Raw genomic sequence first — 25,453 nt, forward strand, 5'->3', positions numbered from 1 at the left:
GCGCAAACCCTCTATACTGCGCGCCGAAGCTGACCAGACAGTCGCCGCTTCGTCGTCGTCCTCTTCGGGGGAGACGGGCGGAGGGGAGGAAAGTCCGGGCTCCATAGGGCAGGGTGCCAGGTAACGCCTGGGGGGGAAACCCACGACCAGTGCAACAGAGAGCAAACCGCCGATGGCCCGCGCAAGCGGGATCAGGTAAGGGTGAAAGGGTGCGGTAAGAGCGCACCGCGCGGCTGGTAACAGTCCGTGGCACGGTAAACTCCACCCGGAGCAAGGCCAAATAGGGGTTCATAAGGTACGGCCCGTACTGAACCCGGGTAGGCTGCTTGAGCCAGTGAGCGATTGCTGGCCTAGATGAATGACTGTCCACGACAGAACCCGGCTTATCGGTCAGTTTCACCTGATTTACGTAAAAACCCGCTTCGGCGGGTTTTTGCTTTTGGAGGGGCAGAAAGATGAATGACTGTCCACGACACTATACTCAAAAGAAAGCGGCTTATTGGTCAGTTTCACCTCTTTTAACGAAAACCCGGCAGCGTAAACTGGCGGGTTTCAGATTGTTGAGTGCGCTTTATTCATGCCGGATGCGGCGTGAACGCCTTATCCTGCCTACAAAAGCACGCAAATTCAATATATTGCAGAGATGGCGTAGGCCTGATAAGCGTAGCGCATCAGGCATTTTTGCGGTTGCAATCAGTTTCAAACCCGCGTCGATAAGTTTTTGCTTTTGGTGCACAGGGTAAGATGAATATCTACGGTATTAATAATAGACTTTGTAAGAAGTTATTAAGTCTATATTGCATTTAAAAGGTCGTAATCATACGTATAGTCCTCTCTGGTATAATATTGCTTCTCTGAGTTATAAGCTTCATATGTATTATATTTTACGACTTCAAAGCAATTGTCTGGAGAATTTTCGTCTTTCTCGATTGTATTATCTGGAAGGAATTCCTCTGAGCTAGAGTCCTCTATGTTTAAATCTGTATTGTAATTAATTTTTGGAACGATTAGATAAGCATTTTCTTTGACGCTTTCATAATCTTTAATGATTATATCGATGTAATAATCTATTTTTTCTAATGAGAATGCTTTCATCTCTGGTAATTTAATTCTGCTCAAGTAATTGTTAATTTTCGATGAGCTTTTATATATTTCTTTTGTTAATTCATTTTCTAATTCATCTGTTAGAGTTGCTCTTGGTATAGATTCTATAATTGCAAGTCTCATAATTTTTAATTGTTCTTCGGTAATATCTCCAAGCGCATTTAAACAACTTTCGACAAGCTTAATTTTTTCTTCAGAATACATATCGTTAATGCTTGTTATAACAGGCGTTATTTTTAGTAAATAATCCCATGAGATTGTGGCGTTTTGTTTTGAACTAACGAAATTTACCTGAAACATGTTGGCATTAGTAAAATCTGTGTCATCCAATTTAAAAGGATTTAAAATTGTATTGGCCATATGTTTATCTGTAAAATCATAAAGTTCTAAATCGACATTCCGTAAGTCCAGAGAGGATAGATCAACTATACCTCCAGTCCCACAACTAAAGATTACGTTCAACCTCCTGATTTCATTGTAAATGTCTTTCAATGGGCAATTAACATTGATATTGCCTGTGGATATTTCCTGGTTTTTTAACGGTTCATTAATTGTAAGTTCACAGGTATTGTCTGATCGTTGAATAATTCGGGCGTTATAACCAAAAAAATCCATACGAAGAGAGGAGTCATTATAAAGAATTACATTTTGTAAGTACGCTAATTCTTTTTGAAAATCACCAGTGATAATGCATTTCCCACCTGGTTGTAACGCGTTAAGTAAAGTGACCATTTCAATAGAGGTCTGTTTTAGTTTTTCTATGCCTGGTGCTAGTGCTTCGAGGTTATTTCCTATGGGGCTTTCAGGAAGGTCATTCATTTTTCGACGGGCTAAATCACTACTAATATCATTACCAATTGATGAAACAGGGGACATTATTTTATCCTTCATAAATAATCAATAAAAATCATTATTAAAATGATCGGGTGAAAAAAAGAGAATTTGCCAACAATCTGAAGGAATGGCGGTTTTATTAAAGTACGTAGGGGGGGTTAAGATGGCTTCTTTTCGGGTGAATTTTGCACAATACTTAGAAATCGTCTCCTTAATACACTCCAGCTCTTTTTTATTGACGGCTGAGCAAGTACATTGTTCGCCAAAAGGTGCAAAAGTGCCTACATCTAATGTTTGTATGATATAATCGTCATGTTCTCCTGTAGAAATATCTATGATGAATGGACTCATATTTTCCGGTTGGATTCGAATCATGACAGAAGGAACATCGCCTTGATAGAAGTTCAATGCAGTAATTGCAGATAATACTCTCCGCAGTTCATTACTTATACTGTATATTTTATTAACGTCATTGGTGGAGACAATTTCTGCAAACTTTCTTTTTACCGTCCAATAATCAATATTTCTGTTGTGATTGTTAACCACTGCGTGCATTGGCGGGATTGAAGGGTGAAAAATATGTGCAATTGGGAAGCCTTTCATTGATGCCTGCCTTGTCATCATGACAAACAATAATAGATGCTTATTTTCCTCGCACGGCACTTTCGCACTATCAAAAAACGCTCATTTACCCGGCATTACAGTAAACGAAGCAACATTCTGTGGCCTACGCCGATCAAAAGCTCTGTGAAAATTCCCCTTGTTGTCTTTGGCTGACCTTATCGCGGCGACCAGCAATTATTCGTTTTGTGATCCTCAACACAAAATGCTATTCGTCACCTATGAGGGGAGAAGAATTTATGGAAAACGATTGCATTCACAAAATGACGTCCTGTCAGAAGAGAAAAAGTTGACGTTAATCAATTGTTCGAGATGATCAATACCTGTATTCGAAATTTTAAAATATTGATAAAATAAATGTTTGTTCTCCAACAAATAGCGTGAAAAAATGTGACGTGCCGCATTATTTATCGCTGAAAATGATTTATTTATAATAAAATTTGAGAACTTGCTCATTAAATTTAACTCAAAATTTGCCTGGTAATTATCCGGTAATTGCTTGAAATATGGTCTCAGCCCCTTTTTTGTATTAACCACATAACGAATAATGTTATCGCCATAAAATATGGTTATCCCCGTCATTTTTTTTGACAAAAATCAGGGTTTATGCTGATTTTTATGCTTTAACTTATTGATATATAAAGATATTTAATTGGAATAACGATACCCTGAAAAGTATTGAAAGTTAATTTGTGAGTGGTCGCACATATCCTGTTCATTTCATTTTGATACACTTCATGCCGTCAATGAGGTAATTAACGTAGGTCGTTATGAGCACTATTCTTCTTCCGAAAACGCAGCACCTGGTAGTCTTTCAGGAAGTCATTAGAAGTGGCTCTATCGGCTCGGCTGCAAAAGAATTAGGGTTAACTCAACCGGCCGTCAGTAAAATCATTAACGATATTGAAGATTATTTTGGCGTGGAATTAGTGGTGCGGAAAAATACCGGTGTAACATTAACACCTGCCGGTCAATTGTTACTCTCCCGTTCCGAATCCATTACCCGTGAAATGAAAAATATGGTTAATGAGATAAGCGGTATGTCTTCTGAGGCGGTGGTGGAAGTCTCATTTGGTTTTCCTTCATTGATTGGTTTTACTTTTATGTCAGGGATGATCAACAAGTTCAAAGAGGTGTTCCCGAAAGCGCAGGTTTCTATGTATGAAGCGCAACTGTCTTCGTTCTTACCGGCAATCCGCGACGGTCGACTGGATTTTGCGATTGGTACGTTAAGCGCAGAAATGAAGCTTCAGGATTTACATGTTGAGCCGCTGTTCGAGTCCGAGTTTGTGCTGGTAGCCAGTAAGTCCCGAACATGCACCGGTACCACCACGCTGGAGTCGTTGAAGAACGAACAGTGGGTGTTGCCACAAACCAATATGGGGTACTACAGCGAGCTACTTACTACGTTACAAAGAAATGGCATCAGTATTGAAAACATCGTTAAAACCGACTCAGTCGTGACAATTTATAATCTTGTTCTCAATGCTGATTTCTTAACTGTAATTCCTTGTGATATGACATCACCTTTTGGTTCAAATCAATTTATTACTATTCCGGTTGAAGAAACATTACCTGTGGCACAATATGCCGCGGTATGGTCGAAAAATTATCGTATTAAAAAAGCAGCATCGGTTTTGGTGGAATTAGCCAAAGAGTATTCATCTTATAATGGGTGTAGACGAAGGCAATTAATTGAAGTTGGTTAGTTATTTGTTTTTATTTAAACATAAATAATCCACCTGTCTGTTTTGCAGGTGTCGGTTACGGTTACCTACATATTTAATTCAGGCTAAGAGGTTTTATAATGCATATTACATACGATCTCCCGGTTGCTATTGATGACATCATTGAAGCAAAACAACGACTGGCTGGGCGAATTTATAAAACAGGCATGCCTCGCTCCAACTATTTTAGTGAACGTTGCAAAGGTGAAATATTCCTCAAATTCGAAAACATGCAGCGTACCGGTTCATTTAAAATTCGTGGCGCATTTAATAAATTAAGTTCACTGACCGATGCGGAAAAACGTAAAGGTGTAGTGGCCTGCTCTGCGGGCAACCATGCGCAAGGGGTTTCGCTCTCCTGCGCGATGCTGGGTATCGACGGTAAAGTGGTGATGCCAAAAGGCGCGCCGAAATCCAAAGTAGCGGCAACGTGCGACTACTCTGCAGAAGTCGTTCTGCATGGTGATAACTTCAACGACACTATCGCTAAAGTGAGCGAAATTGTCGAAATGGAAGGCCGTATTTTTATCCCACCTTATGATGATCCGAAAGTGATTGCTGGCCAGGGAACGATTGGTCTGGAAATTATGGAAGATCTCTATGATGTCGATAATGTGATTGTGCCAATTGGTGGTGGCGGTTTAATTGCTGGTATTGCGGTGGCAATAAAATCTATTAACCCGACCATTCGTGTTATTGGCGTACAGTCAGAAAACGTTCACGGCATGGCGGCTTCTTTCCACTCCGGAGAAATAACCACGCACCGAACTACCGGCACCCTGGCGGATGGTTGTGATGTCTCCCGCCCGGGTAATTTAACTTACGAAATCGTTCGTGAATTAGTCGATGACATCGTGCTGGTCAGCGAAGATGAAATCAGAAACAGTATGATTGCCTTAATTCAGCGCAATAAAGTCGTCACCGAAGGCGCAGGCGCTCTGGCATGTGCTGCATTATTAAGCGGTAAATTAGACCAATATATTCAAAACAGAAAAACCGTCAGTATTATTTCCGGCGGCAATATCGATCTTTCTCGCGTCTCTCAAATCACCGGTTTCGTTGACGCTTAATTAATTCGTTGAGGATAGGATATGAGTACTTCAGATAGCATTGTATCCAGCCAGACAAAACAATCGTCCTGGCGTAAATCAGATACCACATGGACGTTAGGCTTGTTTGGTACGGCAATCGGCGCCGGGGTGCTGTTCTTCCCTATCCGCGCAGGTTTTGGCGGACTGATCCCGATTCTTCTGATGTTGGTATTAGCATACCCCATCGCATTTTATTGCCACCGGGCGCTGGCGCGTCTGTGTCTTTCTGGCTCTAACCCTTCCGGCAACATTACGGAAACGGTGGAAGAGCATTTTGGTAAAACAGGCGGCGTGGTTATCACGTTCCTGTACTTCTTCGCGATTTGCCCACTGCTGTGGATTTATGGCGTTACTATTACCAATACCTTTATGACGTTCTGGGAAAACCAGCTCGGCTTTGCACCGCTGAATCGCGGCTTTGTGGCGCTGTTCCTGTTGCTGCTGATGGCTTTCGTCATCTGGTTTGGTAAGGATCTGATGGTTAAAGTGATGAGCTACCTGGTATGGCCGTTTATCGCCAGCCTGGTGCTGATTTCTCTGTCGCTGATCCCTTACTGGAACTCTGCAGTTATCGACCAGGTTGACCTCGGTTCGCTGTCGTTAACCGGTCATGACGGTATCCTGATCACTGTCTGGCTGGGGATTTCCATCATGGTTTTCTCCTTTAACTTCTCGCCAATCGTCTCTTCCTTCGTGGTTTCTAAACGTGAAGAGTATGAGAAAGACTTCGGGCGCGACTTCACCGAACGTAAATGCTCCCAAATCATTTCTCGTGCCAGCATGCTGATGGTTGCAGTGGTGATGTTCTTTGCCTTTAGCTGCCTGTTTACGCTGTCTCCGGCCAACATGGCGGAAGCCAAAGCGCAGAATATTCCAGTGCTTTCTTATCTGGCTAACCACTTTGCGTCCATGACCGGTACCAAAACAACGTTCGCGATTACACTGGAATATGCGGCTTCCATCATCGCACTCGTGGCTATCTTCAAATCTTTCTTCGGTCACTATCTGGGGACGCTGGAAGGCTTGAATGGCCTGATTCTGAAGTTCGGTTATAAAGGTGACAAAACCAAAGTGTCGCTGGGTAAACTGAATACCCTCAGCATGATCTTCATCATGGGCTCCACCTGGGTTGTTGCCTACGCCAACCCGAACATCCTCGACCTGATTGAAGCCATGGGCGCACCGATTATCGCATCACTGCTGTGCCTGTTGCCGATGTATGCCATTCGTAAAGCGCCGTCTCTGGCGAAATACCGTGGTCGTCTGGATAACGTGTTTGTTACCGTGATTGGTCTGCTGACCATCCTGAACATCGTATACAAACTGTTTTAATCCGTAACTCAGGATGAGAAAAGAGATGAATGAATTTCCGGTTGTTTTGGTTATTAACTGTGGTTCGTCTTCGATTAAGTTCTCCGTGCTCGATGCTAGCGACTGTGAAGTATTAATGTCAGGTATTGCCGACGGTATTAACTCGGAAAATGCATTCTTATCCGTAAATGGGGGAGAGCCAGCACCGCTGGCTCACCACAGCTACGAAGGTGCATTGAAGGCAATTGCATTTGAACTGGAAAAACGGAATTTAAATGACAGTGTGGCCTTAATTGGCCACCGCATCGCTCACGGCGGCAGTATTTTTACCGAGTCCGCCATTATTACCGATGAAGTCATTGATAATATCCGTCGCGTTTCTCCACTGGCACCCCTGCATAATTACGCCAATTTAAGTGGTATTGAATCGGCGCAGCAATTATTTCCTGGCGTAACTCAGGTAGCGGTATTTGATACCAGTTTCCACCAGACGATGGCTCCGGAAGCTTATTTATACGGCCTGCCGTGGAAATATTATGAAGAGTTAGGTGTACGCCGTTATGGTTTCCACGGCACGTCGCACCGCTATGTTTCCCAGCGCGCGCATTCTTTGCTGAATCTGGCGGAAGATGACTCCGGCCTGGTTGTGGCGCATCTTGGCAATGGCGCGTCAATCTGCGCAGTTCGCAACGGTCAGAGTGTTGATACCTCAATGGGAATGACGCCGCTGGAAGGCTTGATGATGGGTACCCGCAGTGGTGATGTCGACTTCGGGGCGATGTCCTGGGTCGCCAGCCAAACCAACCAGAGCCTGGGTGACCTGGAACGCGTAGTGAATAAAGAGTCGGGATTATTAGGTATTTCCGGTCTTTCTTCGGATTTACGTGTTCTGGAAAAAGCCTGGCATGAAGGTCACGAACGCGCGCAACTGGCAATTAAAACCTTTGTTCACCGAATTGCCCGTCATATTGCCGGACACGCAGCCTCATTACGTCGCCTGGATGGAATTATATTCACCGGCGGAATAGGAGAAAATTCAAGTTTAATTCGTCGTCTGGTCATGGAACATTTGGCTGTATTAGGCGTAGAGATTGATACAGAAATGAATAATCGCTCTAACTCCTGTGGAGAGCGAATTGTTTCCAGTGAAAATGCGCGTGTCATTTGCGCCGTTATCCCAACCAACGAAGAAAAAATGATTGCTTTGGATGCCATTCATTTAGGCAAAGTGAACGCGCCCGCAGAATTTGCATAATTTAGTTGAAGTATTGTAGAGAGATTATTTTTCATGAAGGTAGATATTGATACCAGCGATAAGCTGTACGCCGACGCATGGCTTGGCTTTAAAGGTACGGACTGGAAAAACGAAATTAATGTCCGCGATTTTATTCAACATAACTATACACCGTATGAAGGTGATGAATCTTTTCTCGCCGAAGCGACGCCAGCCACCACGGAATTGTGGGAAAAGGTGATGGAAGGCATTCGTATCGAAAACGCAACCCACGCGCCGGTTGATTTCGATACTAATATTGCTACCACCATTACCGCTCATGATGCGGGATATATTAACCAGCCGCTGGAAAAAATAGTGGGCCTGCAAACGGATGCGCCATTAAAGCGTGCGCTGCATCCGTTCGGTGGCATTAATATGATTAAAAGTTCATTCCACGCCTATGGCCGTGAAATGGACAGTGAATTTGAATATCTGTTTACCGATCTGCGTAAAACCCATAATCAGGGCGTATTTGATGTTTACTCACCGGATATGCTGCGCTGCCGTAAATCTGGCGTACTGACCGGTTTGCCAGATGGTTATGGCCGTGGGCGCATTATTGGTGACTACCGCCGCGTGGCGCTGTATGGCATTCGTTATCTGGTACGTGAACGCGAACTGCAATTTGCCGATCTCCAGTCCCGTCTGGAAAAAGGCGAGGATCTGGAAGCCACTATCCGTCTGCGTGAGGAGCTGGCAGAGCATCGTCATGCGCTGTTGCAGATTCAGGAAATGGCGGCGAAATATGGCTTTGATATCTCTCGCCCGGCGCAGAATGCGCAGGAAGCGGTGCAGTGGCTCTACTTCGCTTATCTGGCGGCAGTGAAATCGCAAAATGGCGGCGCGATGTCGCTGGGGCGCACGGCATCGTTCCTCGATATCTACATTGAGCGCGACTTTAAAGCTGGCGTACTCAATGAGCAGCAGGCACAGGAACTGATCGATCACTTCATCATGAAGATCCGTATGGTACGCTTCCTGCGTACACCGGAATTTGATTCGCTGTTCTCCGGCGACCCAATCTGGGCGACGGAAGTGATCGGCGGGATGGGGCTGGACGGTCGTACGCTGGTGACCAAAAACTCCTTCCGCTATTTGCACACCCTGCACACTATGGGGCCGGCACCGGAACCTAACCTGACCATTCTTTGGTCGGAAGAATTACCGATTGCCTTCAAAAAATATGCCGCGCAGGTGTCGATCGTCACCTCTTCCTTGCAGTATGAAAACGACGATCTGATGCGTACTGACTTCAACAGCGACGATTACGCGATTGCCTGCTGCGTCAGCCCAATGGTGATTGGTAAGCAAATGCAGTTCTTTGGTGCACGCGCTAACCTGGCGAAAACGCTGCTGTACGCAATTAACGGCGGGGTGGATGAGAAGCTGAAGATTCAGGTCGGTCCGAAAACGGCACCGCTGATGGACGACGTGCTGGATTACGACAAAGTGATGGACAGTCTCGATCACTTCATGGACTGGCTGGCGGTGCAGTACATCAGTGCGCTGAATATCATTCACTACATGCACGACAAGTACAGCTACGAAGCTTCGCTGATGGCGCTGCACGATCGTGATGTCTATCGCACTATGGCATGCGGCATCGCGGGCCTGTCGGTGGCGACGGACTCCCTGTCTGCCATCAAATATGCCCGCGTGAAACCAATCCGTGACGAAAACGGCCTGGCGGTGGACTTTGAAATCGACGGCGAATATCCGCAGTACGGTAACAACGACGAGCGCGTAGACAGCATTGCCTGCGATCTGGTTGAACGCTTTATGAAGAAAATTAAAGCGCTGCCAACCTATCGCAACGCCGTCCCTACCCAGTCGATTCTGACTATCACTTCTAACGTGGTGTACGGCCAGAAAACCGGTAATACGCCGGACGGTCGTCGCGCCGGAACACCGTTCGCGCCGGGCGCTAACCCGATGCACGGTCGTGACCGCAAAGGTGCGGTAGCCTCGCTGACGTCGGTGGCGAAACTGCCGTTCACCTACGCCAAAGACGGGATCTCGTACACCTTCTCGATCGTGCCTGCGGCGCTGGGCAAAGAAGATCCAGTACGTAAAACCAACCTTGTCGGCCTGCTGGATGGGTATTTCCACCACGAAGCGGATGTCGAAGGCGGTCAACACCTCAACGTCAACGTAATGAATAGGGAAATGCTGCTGGATGCCATCGAGCACCCGGAAAAATATCCTAACCTGACAATCCGTGTCTCTGGCTACGCCGTGCGCTTCAACGCACTGACCCGTGAACAGCAACAGGATGTTATTTCACGTACTTTTACCCAGGCGCTCTGACGCCGGAGGATGTATGAAAAAGATTATCGAAACGCAACGTGCCCCAGGCGCAATCGGCCCTTATGTTCAGGGCGTTGATTTAGGCAGCATGGTCTTCACCTCCGGGCAAATTCCGGTTTGCCCACAGACCGGTGAGATCCCGGCTGATGTGCAAGATCAGGCGCGTTTAAGCCTCGAAAACGTCAAAGCGATCGTGGTTGCTGCCGGGCTGAGCGTGGGCGATATCATCAAGATGACCGTGTTCATCACCGATCTGAATGATTTTGCCACCATCAACGAAGTCTATAAGCAGTTCTTCGATGAGCATCAGGCGACCTACCCGACCCGGAGCTGTGTACAGGTCGCGCGTTTGCCGAAAGATGTGAAGCTGGAAATTGAAGCCATCGCAGTACGTAGTGCGTAAAGCCTCGTGAGCGGGACGGTCGCAAGGTCGTTCCGCTCCACTTCACTGAACGGCAATCCGAGGGTGTGGATATGATTAGTGCATTCGATATTTTCAAAATTGGGATTGGTCCCTCCAGTTCGCATACCGTGGGGCCAATGAATGCCGGAAAAAGTTTTATTGATCGGCTGGAAAGTAGCGGCTTATTAACCGCGACGAGCCATATTGTGGTCGATCTGTACGGGTCGTTGTCACTGACGGGCAAAGGCCATGCCACGGATGTCGCCATCATCATGGGACTGGCAGGAAACAGTCCGCAGGATGTTGTCATTGATGAGATCCCTGCATTTATAGAGTTAGTAACGCGCAGCGGGCGGCTGCCAGTGGCATCTGGTGCGCATATTGTTGATTTTCCTGTAGCAAAGAACATTATCTTCCATCCCGAAATGTTGCCTCGCCATGAGAACGGAATGCGGATCACTGCCTGGAAGGGACAGGAAGCGCTATTAAGTAAAACCTATTACTCTGTCGGCGGCGGGTTTATTGTCGAAGAAGAACACTTCGGCCTGTCGCACGATGTCGAAACGTCCGTACCTTACGATTTCCACTCAGCAGGTGAACTGCTGAAAATGTGTGATTACAACGGCCTGTCTATATCTGGTCTGATGATGCACAACGAGCTGGCGCTGCGCAGCAAAGCGGAAATTGACGCAGGGTTTGCCCGTATCTGGCAAGTGATGCATGACGGTATTGAACGCGGGATGAACACTGAAGGCGTGCTGCCTGGTCCGCTCAATGTGCCGCGTCGTGCCGTAGCGCTGCGTCGTCAGCTGGTTTCCAGCGATAACATCTCTAACGATCCGATGAATGTCATCGACTGGATCAATATGTACGCGCTGGCGGTTAGTGAAGAAAACGCAGCTGGCGGGCGTGTGGTAACGGCACCGACTAACGGTGCGTGCGGCATTATTCCGGCAGTGCTGGCTTATTACGATAAGTTCCGTCGTCCGGTAAACGAGCGGTCAATTGCCCGCTATTTTCTGGCCGCGGGAGCTATTGGCGCGCTGTATAAAATGAACGCCTCCATCTCTGGCGCGGAAGTCGGCTGTCAGGGGGAGATTGGCGTGGCCTGTTCAATGGCGGCGGCAGGGTTAACTGAACTACTGGGCGGCAGTCCGGCGCAGGTATGCAATGCGGCGGAAATCGCGATGGAGCATAACCTTGGGCTGACCTGCGATCCGGTTGCCGGACAGGTACAAATCCCGTGCATTGAACGTAATGCCATTAATGCCGTGAAAGCAGTAAATGCCGCACGGATGGCGATGCGCCGCACCTCGGCACCACGTGTTTCACTCGATAAAGTGATCGAGACGATGTATGAAACCGGCAAAGATATGAACGATAAATACCGCGAAACATCACGCGGAGGACTGGCCATTAAAGTGGTCTGCGGCTGACATTACTGTCAGCTTTCATCCTTGGGTGCACAAATGTGCACCTTTTTTTTGTGATCTGCCGCAAATAGAGAATGAATATTCTCTTGTGATTAATTTAGTAGAAAATTCTTATCCATCTCCGTTATTTCAAAGTCTTGATTGTGAAGATTTTCTCTGACCTCGCGCGTATCATTTCTTTATTCTAATAACTCGCCTGCAAAAACGTAGACCGCATATCGCCTTGATGCGGCTCGGAAAAAAATAATAAGCCCTACAAAATATTGAGCGAGAAATTATGGAAATTGCATCGAATAAAGGCGTCATTGCAGACGCTTCGACCCCGGCGGGTCGTGCTGGAATGAGTGAGAGCGAGTGGCGAGAAGCGATCAAATTCGACAGTACTGACACCGGCTGGGTGATTATGAGTATCGGGATGGCGATTGGCGCGGGGATTGTTTTTCTCCCGGAGCAGGTCGGTTTGATGGGATTGTGGGTATTTTTGCTCTCATCGGTGATTGGTTACCCGGCAATGTATCTGTTTCAGCGATTGTTTATTAATACGCTGGCAGAATCACCAGAATGTAAAGATTACCCGAGTGTCATTAGCGGTTATTTAGGTAAAAACTGGGGCATCCTGTTAGGTGCGCTCTATTTCGTAATGCTGGTGATTTGGATGTTCGTCTATTCCACCGCCATCACCAACGATAGTGCTTCCTACCTGCATACCTTCGGCGTGACGGAAGGGTTGCTGTCAGACAGTCCCTTTTATGGTCTGGTACTGATTTGCATTCTGGTGGCGATCTCCTCACGCGGCGAGAAATTGTTATTTAAAATTTCGACCGGCATGGTGCTGACCAAGCTGCTGGTGGTCGCGGCGCTGGGCGTGTCGATGGTGGGAATGTGGCATCTGTATAACGTCGGTTCGCTACCGCCGCTGGGGCTGCTGGTGAAAAACGCCATTATTACGCTGCCGTTTACCCTGACGTCGATTCTGTTTATCCAGACGTTAAGCCCGATGGTGATCTCTTATCGCTCGCGGGAAAAATCAATTGAAGTGGCGCGGCATAAAGCATTGCGGGCAATGAATATCGCGTTTGGCATTTTGTTTGTCACCGTCTTTTTCTACGCCGTGTCGTTCACGCTGGCGATGGGACATGACGAAGCGGTAAAAGCCTACGAGCAGAATATTTCCGCGTTGGCGATTGCCGCACAGTTTATTAGCGGTGACGGCGCAGCGTGGGTGAAAGTGGTCAGCGTCATTCTCAATATCTTTGCTGTCATGACTGCATTCTTTGGCGTCTATTTAGGCTTTCGCGAAGCAACGCAAGGGATCGTAATGAACATCCTGCGTCGCAAGATACCTGCCGAGAAGATTAACGAAAATCTCGTTCAGCGCGGCATCATGATTTTCGCCATTTTGCTGGCCTGGAGCGCCATCGTACTGAACGCCCCGGTGTTGAGCTTCACCTCTATCTGTAGCCCGATTTTCGGCATGGTAGGGTGCCTGATCCCGGCGTGGCTGGTTTACAAAGTACCGGCATTGCACAAATACAAAGGGATGTCTCTGTACCTGATTATCGTCACTGGTTTGTTGCTTTGTGTTTCTCCGTTCCTGGCATTTTCTTGATTTACCTGAAATTTTAAGGTTTTTAATATGTTTGATTCGACTTTAAATCCGTTATGGCAGCGTTACATCCTCGCCGTTCAGGAGGAGGTAAAACCGGCGCTGGGGTGTACTGAACCGATTTCACTGGCGCTGGCGGCGGCGGTTGCTGCGGCAGAACTGGAAGGTCCGGTTGAACGTGTAGAAGCCTGGGTTTCGCCAAATCTGATGAAGAACGGTCTGGGCGTCACCGTTCCCGGCACGGGAATGGTGGGGCTGCCGATTGCGGCGGCGCTGGGAGCGTTAGGTGGAAATGCTAACGCCGGGCTGGAAGTGCTGAAAGATGCAACTGCGCAGGCAATTGCCGATGCCAAAGCACTGCTGGCGGCGGGGAAAGTCTCAGTTAAGATCCAGGAACCTTGCGATGAAATCCTCTTCTCACGCGCCAAAGTCTGGAACGGTGAGAAGTGGGCGTGTGTCACCATTGTCGGCGGGCATACCAACATTGTGCATATTGAGACGCACAATGGTGTGGTGTTTACCCAGCAGGCGTGTGTGACAGAGGGCGAGCAAGAGTCGCCGCTGACGGTGCTTTCCAGGACGACGCTGGCTGAGATCCTGAAGTTCGTCAATGAAGTCCCGTTTGCGGCGATCCGCTTTATTCTCGATTCTGCGAAGTTAAATTGTGCGTTATCGCAGGAAGGTTTGAGCGGTAACTGGGGGCTGCATATTGGTGCGACGCTGGAAAAACAGTGCGCGCGCGGTTTGCTGGCGAAAGATCTCTCTTCATCCATTGTGATTCGTACCAGCGCGGCATCCGATGCGCGTATGGGCGGTGCTACGCTTCCGGCGATGAGTAATTCAGGCTCGGGTAACCAGGGGATCACTGCAACAATGCCTGTGGTGGTGGTAGCAGAACACTTCGGGGCCGATGATGAACGGCTGGCGCGTGCGCTGATGCTTTCGCATTTGAGCGCGATTTACATCCATAACCAGTTACCGCGTTTGTCTGCGCTTTGTGCCGCAACGACCGCAGCAATGGGGGCCGCCGCCGGGATGGCATGGCTGGTGGATGGGCGTTATGAAACCATTTCGATGGCGATCAGCAGTATGATCGGCGATGTCAGCGGCATGATTTGCGATGGAGCGTCGAACAGCTGCGCGATGAAGGTTTCGACCAGTGCTTCGGCTGCGTGGAAAGCGGTGTTAATGGCGCTGGATGATACCGCAGTGACCGGCAATGAAGGGATTGTGGCGCATGATGTTGAGCAGTCGATTGCCAACCTGTGTGCGTTAGCAAGCCATTCGATGCAGCAAACGGATCGGCAGATTATCGAGATTATGGCGAGCAAGGCCAGATAAACGCCAGGTTTTGGGTATCGTGCCGGATGCGATGCTGGCGCATCTTATCCGGCCTACGAATTGCACAATTTGTTGATGTTGTTGGGTTTTGTAGGCCGGATAAGGCGTTTACGCCGCATCCGGCACCTGTCTTTACGCGGTAGCTTCATCCTCGGCTAAACGCGTTTCAGCATCCGCGACGATGGCTTCCAGCTCGCTCAACATCTCTTCATAGCCAAAATTATTGGCGGTGCGAGCAGGTTCTTTCGCCACCACGGGCTTCACTGGCTGACGCTTTTTGGCCGATTTTTTACTCATCATCATCTCCCTGTAAAAACAACTAGACAGGCAAATCTATCAGCAAAGCGCGCAGTGGGGAATCGGCAACCAGCGTAATGTTAGCCTCGTCACGAATAAACGCCCCATCACCGCAGGTCAGCGCCGCTTTCTCTTCATAATGCGTAAGCGCATGAAATTTCCCGTGAATCGATTGCAAATACGCGCGTGGCCCATGCAACTGGAAATTCGCACTTTCGCCTTTGTCGAGCACGATATGGTGCAGCCACACTTGCTGGCGCAATTGCAGGCTTCCCATCCCACCTTCTGGCGAGGCGATTAATTGCTGCTTGCTCATATTAAGCGCCAGTTTTTGAATCAGCGGATTCTCTCGTTGTGGGCAGGCATCCAGCCAAAGCTGCATTCGCGTTAACGGTTTGTCTTTGCTGAGATTGTGTTCGCTATAGCTGACACCCGGCTGGGTAGAGAGCAGCAACACCTCACCAGTGCTGGTCTGAACATGATTGCCTTCGCTGTCGCGATACTCAGCTTCTCCATCCAGAATCACATTTAAAATATCGACTTTGGGATAGGTTCGCGGCTGAAAGGCGGCACCTGGGGCCAGCACTTCCTGGTTAAGCACGCGCAGGGAGGCATAGCCTAACAATTTCGGGTCGAAGTAGTGTCCAAAGGAAAAAGTATACCGGGCCTGCAACCATCCGTAGTCTGCTTGTCCACACTGCCTGGCAGTTCGGGTAGTAATCATAATTCTTGACCTCTCTTTACTTCCTTTTATGGTAAGGGGCTGGACGCTACATTGTTAGCCAGATATTCTGCCCGGTATGTTCAAATTTCCTGAATGAGAACGAAATGGCCAAAGAAAGGGCATTAACGCTGGAAGCACTACGGGTTATGGATGCGATCGATCGCCGGGGCAGTTTTGCGGCGGCGGCGGATGAGCTGGGACGCGTGCCTTCCGCACTTAGCTACACCATGCAAAAACTGGAAGAAGAGCTTGATGTGGTGCTGTTTGACCGCTCGGGCCATCGCACCAAATTCACCAATGTCGGGAGGATGTTGCTGGAGCGAGGGCGCGTTTTGCTGGAAGCCGCAGATAAACTGACTACCGATGCGGAAGCTCTCGCGCGCGGTTGGGAAACGCATCTCACCATTGTGACCGAAGCGCTGGTACCGACACCTGCCTTTTTCCCGTTAATTGACAAACTGGCGGCAAAAGCCAATACCCAACTGGCAATCATCACCGAAGTGCTGGCGGGGGCGTGGGAACGACTGGAGCAGGGGCGGGCGGATATCGTTATCGCGCCGGATATGCATTTTCGTTCCTCGTCGGAGATCAACTCGCGCAAGCTCTATACGTTAATGAACGTCTACGTTGCCGCGCCTGATCACCCGATTCATCAGGAGCCGGAACCGTTATCTGAAGTGACGCGCGTGAAATATCGTGGAATTGCGGTGGCGGATACCGCTCGTGAGCGCCCGGTATTGACCGTACAGCTACTGGACAAACAGCCGCGTTTAACGGTGAGCACGATTGAAGATAAACGTCAGGCATTACTGGCGGGGCTTGGCGTGGCGACGATGCCGTATCCGATGGTCGAAAAAGATATCGCGGAAGGGCGGTTGCGTGTCGTCAGCCCAGAATCGACTAGCGAGATCGATATTATTATGGCCTGGCGTCGTGACAGTATGGGGGAAGCGAAATCCTGGTGTCTGCGGGAAATTCCCAAACTTTTTAGCGGAAAATAATATTTGTTATTGTTAATAAAAAGGGGCGAAATATCGCCCCAATTTTAAGATTAATTTGAACCAAACTTCGGATCGTTTCCGTAACGATTGCTGCCAGAATTGCCCTCTAAACAGGCAAATACAAACAGAACTAACCAGCCAATGATCGGTACCAGATAGAGAAGCGCCCACGCACCTGAACGGTCAGTATCATGCAGACGACGAACGCACAGAGCAATGACCGGAATGATTGTTGCTGCCAGGTAAATGAGAGAAAGGAACGGAAACTCTAAACCTAAAATCAATTGAATGACATTGATAATAGCGCCGACGATGGCGTTAATCAGAGTAAACATCCAGTACTCTTTACGACGTGCGCGACCAGAGAAACCAACATAATTTTTTAATACGGATAAATACCACTGCATAAAAACATCCCTTTAATTAAAAGTGACGAAAGTTTATTCCGGGTATTGTGTAAATGCTATTCGTATCTTTCTTTTTCGGATGTTATAAAGATTTTGATATTTAAGATAAATACATGGTTATTTTTTATATGTAATTTATATAACGACATTGAAATATTTTAAATAAACATTAGTAAATTATTCATTCATCAACATAATGATAAAAGCCGGATGAGTCAGACATCCGGCGAGTAGATTTGTTTTAAGGTTCCAGTTTTGGATCAGGTCCAAAGCGGTTTTCGCCTGGCGTACCCGCCTGGCAGTTAAAGACGATGATAATAAGCCAGCCGATAAACGGGATTAAGAATAGCAGTGCCCACCACGCCGAGCGGTCGGTGTCGTGCAGGCGGCGGAACTGAACTGCCCACCATGGTAAAAACACCAGAATACCGTAGATTGTCGTCAGGATGCCTTCGCCACCGGCACGTTGCCAGCCTAACATTTTATCCAGTAGCCCCAGCACGAACGTAAAGATGATGTTGACCAGAATAAACATCCAGTACTCTTTGCGCCGCGCACGACCCCGGAAACCGACATAATTTTTTAGTACTTTCAGATACCAGTCCATTTTTGCCTCAATTTTGCTCAATCACTTGTTTTTAAAGCAGCAAATTAAGAATAGACGTGAATGAAATGGCAGTAAATATTATCGCGATGAATTAATAAGGCGCTGTGAAGGATAAGGGCAAGCGCAAAATCGCCAGATGCGCTACGCTTATCTGGCCTACGCGGTCATTGTAACATATTGAATATAAACGTTTTGTGGGTTTAATAAGGCGTTCACGCCGCATCCGACATGAACAACATGCACTTAGCTAATTATCAGAGGCACCTCGTAAGGTGCCTTTTTTTAACCGAAGCGAACATCTCGACCATGCGGTTCATCGAGATCCTGCCACGGACCAATTGAAATAATCCCCGTAGGGTTGATGGTCTTATGGCTGCGGAAGTAGTGATTACGGATGTGATCGAAATTGACTGTTTCGGCGATCCCCGGCATCTGGTAGATATCGCGCAGGAAGCCATACAGATTCAGGTAATCGCTGATGCGGTGCTTATCACACTTGAAGTGGGTGACATACACCGGATCAAAACGCACCAGCGTGGTCCACAGGCGAATATCGGCTTCGGTTAGCTGGTTGCCGGTCAGGTAACGATGCTGGCCTAAAATCTGCTCCAGTCGCGCCAGCGATTCAAACACTTTCACTACCGCCTCGTCGTAGGCTTGCTGGCTGGTGGCAAAACCGGCTTTATACACGCCATTGTTAACGGTGTCATAAATCCAGCCGTTAAGTTCGTCAATTTTCGTTTGCAGGGCTGGTGGGTAGTAATCACCCGCTTTCGCGCCCAGCGCATCAAACGCGGTATTGAACATGCGGATGATTTCCGCTGATTCGTTGCTGACGATGGTGTGGTTCTTTTTGTCCCAGAGTACGGGAACAGTAACTCGTCCGCTGTAGTGTGGATCGGCGTGGAGATAAAGCTGATACAGAAATTCATGTTGATAGAGTGTATCGCCGGTTGCACCCGGAAAACTGTCATCAAAGGTCCAGCCGTTTTCCAGCATCAGCGGGTTCACTACGGAAACGGAAATAAACGGTTCCAGTCCTTTGAGTTTACGCATGATCAGCGTGCGGTGCGCCCACGGGCAGGCGAGTGAAACATAGAGATGATAACGATCTTTCTCTGCGATAAAACCGCCTGTGCCAGTGGGGCCTGGCGCGCCATCGGCAGTGAGCCAGTTACGAAATGCGGAAGCTGAACGTTGAAATTTACCGCCGGTAGATTTGGTATCGTACCAGGTGTCATGCCAGACGCCGTCAATCAGTTGACCCATATTTCTCTCCTCCAATAGCAAAAACGAGGAGCTTCCTCCTCGTTTTTTATCGTTAAGTATAGCGCGTGCTTACCACTTTTTATTCAGCAGGCGGTCGATGCTATACGCGCCCGGACCGGTAATTGCCAGCAGCAGGAATCCGCCAGAAATTGTCAGGTTTTTCATGAACATCAGCGAGTTGACGCCTTCAGCAAAGTTGCTGTGAAATAAAAATGCCGTCAGCAGCGTAAAGCCCGCAGTAAACAGGGCTGTGGTGCGAGTCAGGAAACCGAACAGGATTGCCAGACCACCACCAAACTCAAGCAGAATCACCAGCGGCAGCATAAAGCCTGGGACACCCATCGCTTCCATATATTGTTGGGTACCCGCGTAGCCAGTAATTTTTCCCCAGCCTGCGGTAATAAACAGAATCGGCATTAAAATGCGCGCTACCAGTACACCAACATCTTCTAATTTTTTCATCATACTCTCCACTGCGCCACTCAGGCTGCTGATTGTTTTTTTGTGCAAGGGCGCGGTATTAGCGTCGTTGCTGTCGATGGAGAGAATCATAAACGTGGTGAATGATGATTGTTAGCAAGGAAAACTGTCAAAAATCTTCAAAAAATTTGAGGGATAAGGCCGGAATGGCTCCGGCCAGAGAGGTTATTAACCGCGAAGCTGTTGCTGCTTGAGGGTCGTTTTAACCAGACGCCAGGCGCTCCATAAGCCAAAACCGCGTCTGGCCCAGCGGACCAGCATATTAGGATGGCGAATCGTCCAGATCGCCATCACGCTACTGCCAACCAGCGCCCAGGAGCGCAGACTTAGCAGCATATTCCAGCGACGATCGTAAGCGCCTGTTGCCTCCAGCCATTCACGACGACTGGCAGAAAGATCCAGCCGTTGTTGCTGGATCTGGCTAAGCAGTTGCGCCTTACGTCGTTCACGTTCGACTTTACTGCTCACGGGACTCCTCCTCGAGCAGCTGCCGATCGTTTGCCAGCTCATGGCGTGTATGGCGCAGCAAGGTGGATTTACGCGATTTACGTAACGTCCAGATACCGCCAATCAGTGCCAGTAGCAGCAACACCACGGTGGTGGCAATCATCGCATTCAGGCGATATTGCGGATCAACCGCCCAAATAATCAGCACCATCAGGCTCATAAGACCAAATGCAGCGAAAAGCATCGTCAGGCCCAGCATCAGTAAAAGTTGAAAGAGATTCGCTTTTTCCTCTTCCAGCTCCACCACCGCCAGCCGCAGACGTGTTTCCACCATTTCAACCATGATGGAAACAATTCGCTGCCCGATGCCCAGAACGCTTTTACCGGGCCCTTGCGCGTGATGAGTGTCCGCCATAATTAACGACGCGATAGCAGAACGCCGAGCACTACACCGATTGCAGCGCCAATGCCCACGCCCGTCCATGGATTTTCACGCACATACTCATCGGCACGCGCCGCCGCGACACGGGTTTGTTTGGCGATGGCATCACCGGTTTCACCCAGGCGATAACGGCTCTGTTTCAGTGCCTGCTCCGCTTTGCTACGAATCTTACTCAACTCTTCTTTCGACTTCTCGCCAGATGAGCTAAGCACCTCTTCCAGCGTATCGGAAAGGGATTTCAACTCAGCACGCAGATGTTCCGTAGTGTGTTCTTTCGACATAGTTTTCTCCAGGTGAGTAAGTAGTGACTATTGTGAGTTAGTAGTCGCGCGCTTCCAGCTTTTTCAGCTCTTCCTGCGCTTCTGCCAGTTTCCGTTCGCGTTTGGCAATCTTATCGGCATCGCCTTTTTGCTTCGCCTCGGTTAAATCTTGCTGGCGTTCCGCCACCTCATCTTTCTGCTTTGCGATTTTCTTCTGATGATCGGCACGCAGCTGGCTATCTGAACAGTTGGCCCGGACTTCACTCAGGGCTTTATTCAGACCGTCAATACGATTCTGGTTTTGGTGTTTTTCGGCATAGCTGATCTCCTTAAGGATATTTTGCTCCTTTTCCTGACACAGGGTAGTGGCATAACTACCGGCACTAAGAGCAAAGAGAGAAACAGCTAAAGCGATGCGGTATTTCATTCTTGAACCTTCCATTGTGATTCGGACCTATTACAAAGGAACGATTGTCCAGACAACGAAGCGGTAGTGTTAACCACCGCCTCATTAATCATAGACAGTTACGGTGAAATCACCAAAGTCAGTGATATGTTTCGGATAACAGGAAGTTATCCGAAGCGATGAGAGTTATCCCGCAACCGGGTCAGCCACTGCATAGCCTGACTATTATTGTCCTGCTGCGCGATGATGTAGCCATGGGGCAATGTTCTGTCGAGGACCGCTTTTGCGGCGGCACTCTGGTCGCTGGAGTCAAAGGTAATTAACAGAGTGTCATTTTTGGGGGTGATACTTTTGAAAGGAATGCCGTGAGCGTCAAGGTGATGCCAGATTGAAAAACCGTCTGGCATCGTTGTCCCTTGATGAACGGCACGAATCGCCAGCGTAGACTCTTGCTGGCGAACCGCGGACCAGGCCAGCAACAGTGTGCCGACCAGAAGTAAAACAGCGCCGGACCAGGCTAGCTGGCGAAGCGACATGCGAGGTATTTGCATCCCTTACCCCCGATTTCCATATTTCTTTTTCCATAACACGACCAGAGAACCTGCCAGGCCAAACACCAGCAGCACCACCGGGAGCAGCATCAGGCATGACATCAGCTGGTCCTCGTACTTTAAAAATACCGGCGTTTTGCCGAGCATGTAACCCAGAGTTGTCAGGATCAATACCCACAGCAGACCGCTCATCCAGTTGAAGAACTGAAAGCGCGCGTTATTCAGCCCTGATAATCCGGCAATCGTCGGCAGTAGTGTTCTGACAAATGCAATAAAGCGACCAATTAACAGCGCCGATAAACCGTGTTTATGAAAAAGATGGTGTGCGCGTTGATGATAATGCGCGGGTAAATGAGATAGCCAGTTTTGTACTGTGCGGGTATTGCCCAGCCATCGCCCCTGAATATAGCTGACCCAGCAACCGAGGCTGGCGGCAACGGTCAGCAGCAGAATCGTTTGCGGATAGCCCATCGCGCCTTTCGCAATCAATACGCCGACCAACACCAGTAAACTGTCGCCCGGTAAAAAGGCCGCCGGAAGCAAGCCGTTTTCAAGGAACAAAATTACAAACAAGACAAAATACAACATGCCAATCATCGACGGATTGGCCAGGGTTTCAAAATCCTGCGCCCACAGGGCTTGCAGCAATTGGGTCAAAAGTTCCATTCATTATTCCTGGTGAATCGGTTAACGCCACGCTGGTTTTAAAAGATGCACTACCGCAATGTTATTGCTGTTTTGGTATGTTTTGCGGGTTTGATACATCAACACAGCCTGAACTATTCCCTGTTAAATCGTGAGATAAGAAAGCATTCAAAAGCATAAATTCAAATTGAATCTAATTGTAACAAAGGTCAACGTTGTTCGTTATCAAAATTACATGTCCGTAGAGTCTGATTTTGCTGATTGCAGGGGAGGGTGGCGAGAGGATTTACACAGGCTGACACTTTATACTTTTCGCTTACCGACGAAGCAAACAGGCGCATTGCAGCGCCTGTCGGATGGAAATTTCATTTGCTGCCGCTGGTGGCCGTATCGAGATGCACAACCGGGTTTTCTGCGAACAGATAGCGGTCGGCATTGAACTCGAAATCGTCGCTGGTTTCGTTAAATAACATGATTTTGGTGTTTTCCAGATGCTGCCACATTGCCAGCTTAGCAGCATGAGGATCTTTGCGAATCAGCGCCTTGAGGATTTGATCGTGGTCATCACACCAGTTATCGACGGTACGGGCATCAATGTGTTCGTGCAGTTTTTTCCAGTACGGGTTATGACTACGCTGGGTCCACATTTTTTCAACGATAGCCGCCAGGGCGGAGTTCTGCGTCGCCAGGGCTACCTGAATGTGGAACTGCAAATCCCACTCGGAATCACGGAAGCATTGTTCGCCGCGCGCCTGCTCCTGGATGGCCATCAGTTTCATGATGTCCTGTTTCGTTACCTGAGTTGCCGCGAATTCGGCAATATTACTTTCGATGAGCTGGCGAGCCTGAAGCAACTCAAACGGACCGTAATTGGCGAATTCCATATTATTGTCAGCCGCCTGCTGATGGCGCGGCTGGTTGGAAACCACATGAATACCTGAACCTTTACGCACTTCGACATAGCCTTCAACTTCCAGCATGATGATGGCTTCACGAACCACGGTGCGGCTGACGTTTTTTTCATCGGCAATAAAGCGCTCAGCAGGCAGTTTATCACCCACCAGATAGACGCCCTGTTCGATGCGCTCTTTCAGATCAGCGGCAAGTTGTTGATACAAACGGCGTGGTTCAGTGATTTCCATATGCGCTCCAGGCATGATACGGCAGACTATATTTGTTATACCACTTTTGCGAGTTTAGCTCTACTCACAGTGATGAAAAAGCCGCCTGAGAAGGCGGCTTTGAAGGGAAACTAAAACTTACACGAAGCCTTAATGTTGCGGTGCGGGATCGTTATGTGATTCCTGCGCCACCTCAATCGCCGGTTTGTTCTGCAACACGGTCCAGATAACCAGTGCACCTAACAGGTCGAACACTGCCAGAACTGCGAACAGCGGGCTGAAGCCGATGGTGTCAGCCAGTGCACCGACTACCAGTGCAAACAGCGTACTTGCCAGCCATGCGGACATCCCGGTTAAACCGTTCGCCGTCGCCACTTCGTTACGACCGAACACGTCAGAAGAGAGCGTAATCAGCGCGCCAGACAGTGCCTGGTGAGCAAAACCACCGATACACAGCAGCATAATCGCGACATACGGGTTGGTGAACAGACCGATCATACCCGGGCCAATCATCAGCACAGCACCCAGCGTTACGACCATCTTACGGGAAACGATCAGGTTCACACCAAACCAACGCTGGAACAGCGGCGGCAGGTAACCACCGAGGATACAACCGAGGTCAGCAAATAGCATCGGCATCCAGGCAAACATCGCGATCTCTTTCAGGTTAAAGCCGTAAACTTTAAACATGAACAGCGGGATCCACGCGTTAAAAGTACCCCATGCCGGTTCTGCCAGGAAGCGCGGCAGCGCGATACCCCAGAACTGACGGTTACGCAGGATCTGACCAACGGACATTTTCTTCGCTGTGTCAACCTGGTGCTGGGCTTCCTGACCATTAATAATGTAGTCGCGTTCTTCATCGGTCAGATGCTTCTGGTCGCGCGGATGTTTATAGAAAATCAGCCATGCCATTGCCCAGATAAAGCTCAACGCGCCGGAGATGATAAATGCCATCTGCCAGCTGTGCATTACGATTGCCCATACCACCAGCGGCGGTGCAATCATCGCACCAATAGAAGAACCTACGTTAAAGTAACCTACCGCGATGGAACGCTCTTTCGCCGGGAACCATTCGGAGCTGGCTTTCAGACCCGCCGGGATCATCGCTGCTTCCGCGGCACCGACCGCACCACGAGCAACAGCCAGGCCGCCCCAGCTACCTGCCAGCGCGGTTGCACCACAGAACACGGCCCACAGCACAGCAAACATTGCATAACCGATTTTCGTACCCAGCACATCCAGTACATAACCTGCTACCGGTTGCATGACCGTATAAGCAGCAGAATAGGCTGCGATGATATAGGAATACTGTTGGGTGGAGATGTTTAACTCTTCCATCAGAGTTGGCGCAGCTGCCGCCACAGTGTTACGCGTCAGGTAACCAAGCACGGTGCCGAGCGTCACCAGTGCGATCATATACCAACGTAACCCTTTAATTTTACGCATGTAAAACCTCATCGTTTTGTTATATCCGCAGGAAGCGCGGCCATCATCCCGCCAGAGGCTGAAGATGTTAGTTACGACCGGGTAACCGAAAAAAAACCGGCACGCCCCGAACGTTGCCATGAAAGTTTCGTGCTAATTCGGCTTCCGTACCGGTTAACCCGATTCATCTAACAAATGAATGAATCGGCAATTTGCATTCCGTCGACTTATGATTTGCGACGGCAGAAAGATAACTTGTCATACAACTTTAAAAGGTGAGAGCCATCACAAATGTGGGAATATTTGTAGGGACA

At 48.6% G+C, this 25,453-nt stretch carries 28 protein-coding genes and 1 other RNA gene; 11 read left to right on the plus strand and 18 right to left on the minus strand.

Annotated features, from left to right (window positions below; all coding sequences use genetic code 11):
- The first annotated feature begins 25 nt into the window (after positions 1-25).
- An RNA gene (gene rnpB, locus ACJHWK_RS04390) (RNase P RNA component class A) lies at positions 26-402 on the plus strand.
- A gap of 390 nt (positions 403-792) precedes the next feature.
- On the opposite strand, the gene ACJHWK_RS04395 is transcribed toward rnpB, so the two are convergent.
- The 3 genes from ACJHWK_RS04395 to tdcR form a co-directional block, all read right to left on the minus strand.
- Entirely contained in the window at positions 793-1,980 is a 1,188-nt protein-coding gene (locus ACJHWK_RS04395; RefSeq protein ID WP_001521377.1) for a YhaC family protein, read from the minus strand.
- A 21-nt stretch (positions 1,981-2,001) separates the two neighbouring features.
- Positions 2,002-2,541 carry a protein YhaB gene (gene yhaB / locus ACJHWK_RS04400; RefSeq protein WP_000675749.1) on the minus strand — a complete coding sequence of 180 codons (540 nt, stop codon included), beginning with the start codon at positions 2,539-2,541 and terminating at the stop codon, positions 2,002-2,004.
- 255 nt (positions 2,542-2,796) lie between these two features.
- Entirely contained in the window at positions 2,797-3,015 is a 219-nt protein-coding gene (tdcR, locus tag ACJHWK_RS04405) for a transcriptional activator TdcR (RefSeq protein ID WP_171866797.1), read from the minus strand.
- Positions 3,016-3,329: 314 nt separating this feature from the next.
- On the opposite strand from tdcR, the gene tdcA reads away from it, so the two are divergent.
- The 9 genes from tdcA to cyuA all read left to right on the plus strand — a co-directional run bounded on the left by tdcA (position 3,330) and on the right by cyuA (position 15,054).
- Positions 3,330-4,268, plus strand: coding sequence for a transcriptional regulator TdcA (gene tdcA, locus ACJHWK_RS04410; protein ID WP_000104211.1), 939 nt, complete (start codon positions 3,330-3,332; stop codon positions 4,266-4,268).
- 98 nt (positions 4,269-4,366) lie between these two features.
- Positions 4,367-5,356 (plus strand): bifunctional threonine ammonia-lyase/L-serine ammonia-lyase TdcB, encoded by a 990-nt coding sequence (gene tdcB / locus ACJHWK_RS04415; protein WP_000548347.1) that lies wholly within the window; start codon positions 4,367-4,369, stop codon positions 5,354-5,356.
- Between the two features lie 21 nt (positions 5,357-5,377).
- Positions 5,378-6,709, plus strand: a complete 1,332-nt coding sequence (gene tdcC, locus ACJHWK_RS04420; protein WP_000107721.1) for a threonine/serine transporter TdcC — start codon at positions 5,378-5,380, stop codon at positions 6,707-6,709.
- Between the two features lie 25 nt (positions 6,710-6,734).
- Positions 6,735-7,943, plus strand: a complete 1,209-nt coding sequence (gene tdcD / locus ACJHWK_RS04425; RefSeq protein ID WP_001297162.1) for a propionate kinase — start codon at positions 6,735-6,737, stop codon at positions 7,941-7,943.
- Positions 7,944-7,976: 33 nt separating this feature from the next.
- On the plus strand, positions 7,977-10,271 hold the full coding sequence (gene tdcE, locus ACJHWK_RS04430) for a 2-ketobutyrate formate-lyase/pyruvate formate-lyase (RefSeq protein WP_000861720.1): 2,295 nt from the start codon (positions 7,977-7,979) through the stop codon (positions 10,269-10,271).
- A gap of 13 nt (positions 10,272-10,284) precedes the next feature.
- On the plus strand, positions 10,285-10,674 hold the full coding sequence (locus ACJHWK_RS04435) for an enamine/imine deaminase (protein ID WP_000719990.1): 390 nt from the start codon (positions 10,285-10,287) through the stop codon (positions 10,672-10,674).
- A 71-nt stretch (positions 10,675-10,745) separates the two neighbouring features.
- On the plus strand, positions 10,746-12,110 hold the full coding sequence (tdcG, locus tag ACJHWK_RS04440; protein ID WP_000622115.1) for an L-serine ammonia-lyase: 1,365 nt from the start codon (positions 10,746-10,748) through the stop codon (positions 12,108-12,110).
- A 274-nt stretch (positions 12,111-12,384) separates the two neighbouring features.
- Positions 12,385-13,716, plus strand: coding sequence for a hypothetical protein (locus ACJHWK_RS04445; protein WP_410234797.1), 1,332 nt, complete (start codon positions 12,385-12,387; stop codon positions 13,714-13,716).
- A gap of 27 nt (positions 13,717-13,743) precedes the next feature.
- Positions 13,744-15,054, plus strand: coding sequence for a cysteine desulfidase (gene cyuA, locus ACJHWK_RS04450; protein ID WP_000460504.1), 1,311 nt, complete (start codon positions 13,744-13,746; stop codon positions 15,052-15,054).
- Positions 15,055-15,186: 132 nt separating this feature from the next.
- On the opposite strand, the gene yhaL is transcribed toward cyuA, so the two are convergent.
- Positions 15,187-15,351 carry a protein YhaL gene (gene yhaL, locus ACJHWK_RS04455; RefSeq protein ID WP_001306007.1) on the minus strand — a complete coding sequence of 55 codons (165 nt, stop codon included), beginning with the start codon at positions 15,349-15,351 and terminating at the stop codon, positions 15,187-15,189.
- Between the two features lie 22 nt (positions 15,352-15,373).
- A complete protein-coding gene (locus ACJHWK_RS04460) occupies positions 15,374-16,075 on the minus strand; it encodes a pirin family protein (protein WP_020233483.1) in 702 nt (233 codons plus the stop codon).
- Between the two features lie 104 nt (positions 16,076-16,179).
- On the opposite strand from ACJHWK_RS04460, the gene yhaJ reads away from it, so the two are divergent.
- Entirely contained in the window at positions 16,180-17,076 is an 897-nt protein-coding gene (gene yhaJ, locus ACJHWK_RS04465; RefSeq protein WP_001041010.1) for a DNA-binding transcriptional regulator YhaJ, read from the plus strand.
- Between the two features lie 50 nt (positions 17,077-17,126).
- On the opposite strand, the gene ACJHWK_RS04470 is transcribed toward yhaJ, so the two are convergent.
- The 13 genes from ACJHWK_RS04470 to exuT all read right to left on the minus strand — a co-directional run bounded on the left by ACJHWK_RS04470 (position 17,127) and on the right by exuT (position 25,160).
- On the minus strand, positions 17,127-17,483 hold the full coding sequence (locus ACJHWK_RS04470; RefSeq protein ID WP_001198802.1) for a DUF805 domain-containing protein: 357 nt from the start codon (positions 17,481-17,483) through the stop codon (positions 17,127-17,129).
- Positions 17,484-17,724: 241 nt separating this feature from the next.
- A complete protein-coding gene (locus tag ACJHWK_RS04475) occupies positions 17,725-18,090 on the minus strand; it encodes a DUF805 domain-containing protein (RefSeq protein WP_000384145.1) in 366 nt (121 codons plus the stop codon).
- A 282-nt stretch (positions 18,091-18,372) separates the two neighbouring features.
- Complete coding sequence (gene yqjG, locus ACJHWK_RS04480) at positions 18,373-19,359, minus strand: glutathionyl-hydroquinone reductase YqjG (RefSeq protein ID WP_001521372.1); 987 nt, start codon at positions 19,357-19,359, stop codon at positions 18,373-18,375.
- Between the two features lie 69 nt (positions 19,360-19,428).
- Positions 19,429-19,821 (minus strand): DoxX family protein, encoded by a 393-nt coding sequence (locus ACJHWK_RS04485; protein ID WP_000732240.1) that lies wholly within the window; start codon positions 19,819-19,821, stop codon positions 19,429-19,431.
- Positions 19,822-20,007: 186 nt separating this feature from the next.
- A complete protein-coding gene (locus ACJHWK_RS04490) occupies positions 20,008-20,307 on the minus strand; it encodes a YqjK-like family protein (protein WP_000096084.1) in 300 nt (99 codons plus the stop codon).
- Positions 20,297-20,701, minus strand: coding sequence for a phage holin family protein (locus ACJHWK_RS04495; protein ID WP_000785722.1), 405 nt, complete (start codon positions 20,699-20,701; stop codon positions 20,297-20,299). The genes ACJHWK_RS04490 and ACJHWK_RS04495 overlap by 11 nt, the downstream gene beginning before the upstream one ends.
- 2 nt (positions 20,702-20,703) lie before the next feature.
- The gene (locus ACJHWK_RS04500) at positions 20,704-21,009 is read right to left on the minus strand and encodes a YqjD family protein (protein ID WP_000031415.1); all 306 of its coding nucleotides are present in this window, start codon (positions 21,007-21,009) and stop codon (positions 20,704-20,706) included.
- A 37-nt stretch (positions 21,010-21,046) separates the two neighbouring features.
- Complete coding sequence (yqjC, locus tag ACJHWK_RS04505; protein WP_001306004.1) at positions 21,047-21,415, minus strand: DUF1090 family protein YqjC; 369 nt, start codon at positions 21,413-21,415, stop codon at positions 21,047-21,049.
- A gap of 146 nt (positions 21,416-21,561) precedes the next feature.
- A complete protein-coding gene (gene mzrA / locus ACJHWK_RS04510) occupies positions 21,562-21,945 on the minus strand; it encodes an EnvZ/OmpR regulon moderator MzrA (RefSeq protein ID WP_001166760.1) in 384 nt (127 codons plus the stop codon).
- A gap of 3 nt (positions 21,946-21,948) precedes the next feature.
- The gene (gene yqjA / locus ACJHWK_RS04515; RefSeq protein WP_000422149.1) at positions 21,949-22,611 is read right to left on the minus strand and encodes a DedA family general envelope maintenance protein YqjA; all 663 of its coding nucleotides are present in this window, start codon (positions 22,609-22,611) and stop codon (positions 21,949-21,951) included.
- 21 nt (positions 22,612-22,632) lie between these two features.
- Entirely contained in the window at positions 22,633-22,716 is an 84-nt protein-coding gene (yqiM, locus tag ACJHWK_RS04520; protein ID WP_212735802.1) for a hypothetical protein, read from the minus strand.
- Between the two features lie 239 nt (positions 22,717-22,955).
- Entirely contained in the window at positions 22,956-23,732 is a 777-nt protein-coding gene (gene exuR, locus ACJHWK_RS04525) for a transcriptional regulator ExuR (RefSeq protein ID WP_000406487.1), read from the minus strand.
- A gap of 129 nt (positions 23,733-23,861) precedes the next feature.
- Positions 23,862-25,160: a hexuronate transporter ExuT gene (gene exuT / locus ACJHWK_RS04530; protein ID WP_001298326.1), complete on the minus strand. Its 1,299-nt coding sequence runs from the start codon at positions 25,158-25,160 to the stop codon at positions 23,862-23,864.
- Positions 25,161-25,453: the final 293 nt, after the last annotated feature.

This window comes from Escherichia sp. WS547 (assembly GCF_046486065.1).
Taxonomy (GTDB): domain Bacteria; phylum Pseudomonadota; class Gammaproteobacteria; order Enterobacterales; family Enterobacteriaceae; genus Escherichia; species Escherichia coli.

What these genes read in the sequence shown, in the direction of transcription:
- tdcB (WP_000548347.1), top strand. Translation starts at nt 4,367, where the DNA reads ATGCATATTACATACGATCTCCCGGTTGCTATTGATGACATCATTGAA.
- yhaB (WP_000675749.1), bottom strand. Translation starts at nt 2,541, where the DNA reads ATGAAAGGCTTCCCAATTGCACATATTTTTCACCCTTCAATCCCGCCA.
- tdcD (WP_001297162.1), top strand. Translation starts at nt 6,735, where the DNA reads ATGAATGAATTTCCGGTTGTTTTGGTTATTAACTGTGGTTCGTCTTCG.
- ACJHWK_RS04395 (WP_001521377.1), bottom strand. Translation starts at nt 1,980, where the DNA reads ATGTCCCCTGTTTCATCAATTGGTAATGATATTAGTAGTGATTTAGCC.
- yhaJ (WP_001041010.1), top strand. Translation starts at nt 16,180, where the DNA reads ATGGCCAAAGAAAGGGCATTAACGCTGGAAGCACTACGGGTTATGGAT.
- tdcA (WP_000104211.1), top strand. Translation starts at nt 3,330, where the DNA reads ATGAGCACTATTCTTCTTCCGAAAACGCAGCACCTGGTAGTCTTTCAG.
- exuT (WP_001298326.1), bottom strand. Translation starts at nt 25,160, where the DNA reads ATGCGTAAAATTAAAGGGTTACGTTGGTATATGATCGCACTGGTGACG.
- tdcE (WP_000861720.1), top strand. Translation starts at nt 7,977, where the DNA reads ATGAAGGTAGATATTGATACCAGCGATAAGCTGTACGCCGACGCATGG.
- tdcC (WP_000107721.1), top strand. Translation starts at nt 5,378, where the DNA reads ATGAGTACTTCAGATAGCATTGTATCCAGCCAGACAAAACAATCGTCC.
- cyuA (WP_000460504.1), top strand. Translation starts at nt 13,744, where the DNA reads ATGTTTGATTCGACTTTAAATCCGTTATGGCAGCGTTACATCCTCGCC.
- yqjG (WP_001521372.1), bottom strand. Translation starts at nt 19,359, where the DNA reads ATGGGTCAACTGATTGACGGCGTCTGGCATGACACCTGGTACGATACC.
- mzrA (WP_001166760.1), bottom strand. Translation starts at nt 21,945, where the DNA reads ATGCAAATACCTCGCATGTCGCTTCGCCAGCTAGCCTGGTCCGGCGCT.
- yqjA (WP_000422149.1), bottom strand. Translation starts at nt 22,611, where the DNA reads ATGGAACTTTTGACCCAATTGCTGCAAGCCCTGTGGGCGCAGGATTTT.
- exuR (WP_000406487.1), bottom strand. Translation starts at nt 23,732, where the DNA reads ATGGAAATCACTGAACCACGCCGTTTGTATCAACAACTTGCCGCTGAT.
- yhaL (WP_001306007.1), bottom strand. Translation starts at nt 15,351, where the DNA reads ATGAGTAAAAAATCGGCCAAAAAGCGTCAGCCAGTGAAGCCCGTGGTG.
- ACJHWK_RS04500 (WP_000031415.1), bottom strand. Translation starts at nt 21,009, where the DNA reads ATGTCGAAAGAACACACTACGGAACATCTGCGTGCTGAGTTGAAATCC.
- ACJHWK_RS04495 (WP_000785722.1), bottom strand. Translation starts at nt 20,701, where the DNA reads ATGGCGGACACTCATCACGCGCAAGGGCCCGGTAAAAGCGTTCTGGGC.
- ACJHWK_RS04475 (WP_000384145.1), bottom strand. Translation starts at nt 18,090, where the DNA reads ATGGACTGGTATCTGAAAGTACTAAAAAATTATGTCGGTTTCCGGGGT.
- ACJHWK_RS04435 (WP_000719990.1), top strand. Translation starts at nt 10,285, where the DNA reads ATGAAAAAGATTATCGAAACGCAACGTGCCCCAGGCGCAATCGGCCCT.
- ACJHWK_RS04470 (WP_001198802.1), bottom strand. Translation starts at nt 17,483, where the DNA reads ATGCAGTGGTATTTATCCGTATTAAAAAATTATGTTGGTTTCTCTGGT.
- ACJHWK_RS04460 (WP_020233483.1), bottom strand. Translation starts at nt 16,075, where the DNA reads ATGATTACTACCCGAACTGCCAGGCAGTGTGGACAAGCAGACTACGGA.
- tdcG (WP_000622115.1), top strand. Translation starts at nt 10,746, where the DNA reads ATGATTAGTGCATTCGATATTTTCAAAATTGGGATTGGTCCCTCCAGT.
- tdcR (WP_171866797.1), bottom strand. Translation starts at nt 3,015, where the DNA reads ATGAGCAAGTTCTCAAATTTTATTATAAATAAATCATTTTCAGCGATA.
- yqjC (WP_001306004.1), bottom strand. Translation starts at nt 21,415, where the DNA reads ATGAAATACCGCATCGCTTTAGCTGTTTCTCTCTTTGCTCTTAGTGCC.
- ACJHWK_RS04485 (WP_000732240.1), bottom strand. Translation starts at nt 19,821, where the DNA reads ATGAAAAAATTAGAAGATGTTGGTGTACTGGTAGCGCGCATTTTAATG.
- ACJHWK_RS04445 (WP_410234797.1), top strand. Translation starts at nt 12,385, where the DNA reads ATGGAAATTGCATCGAATAAAGGCGTCATTGCAGACGCTTCGACCCCG.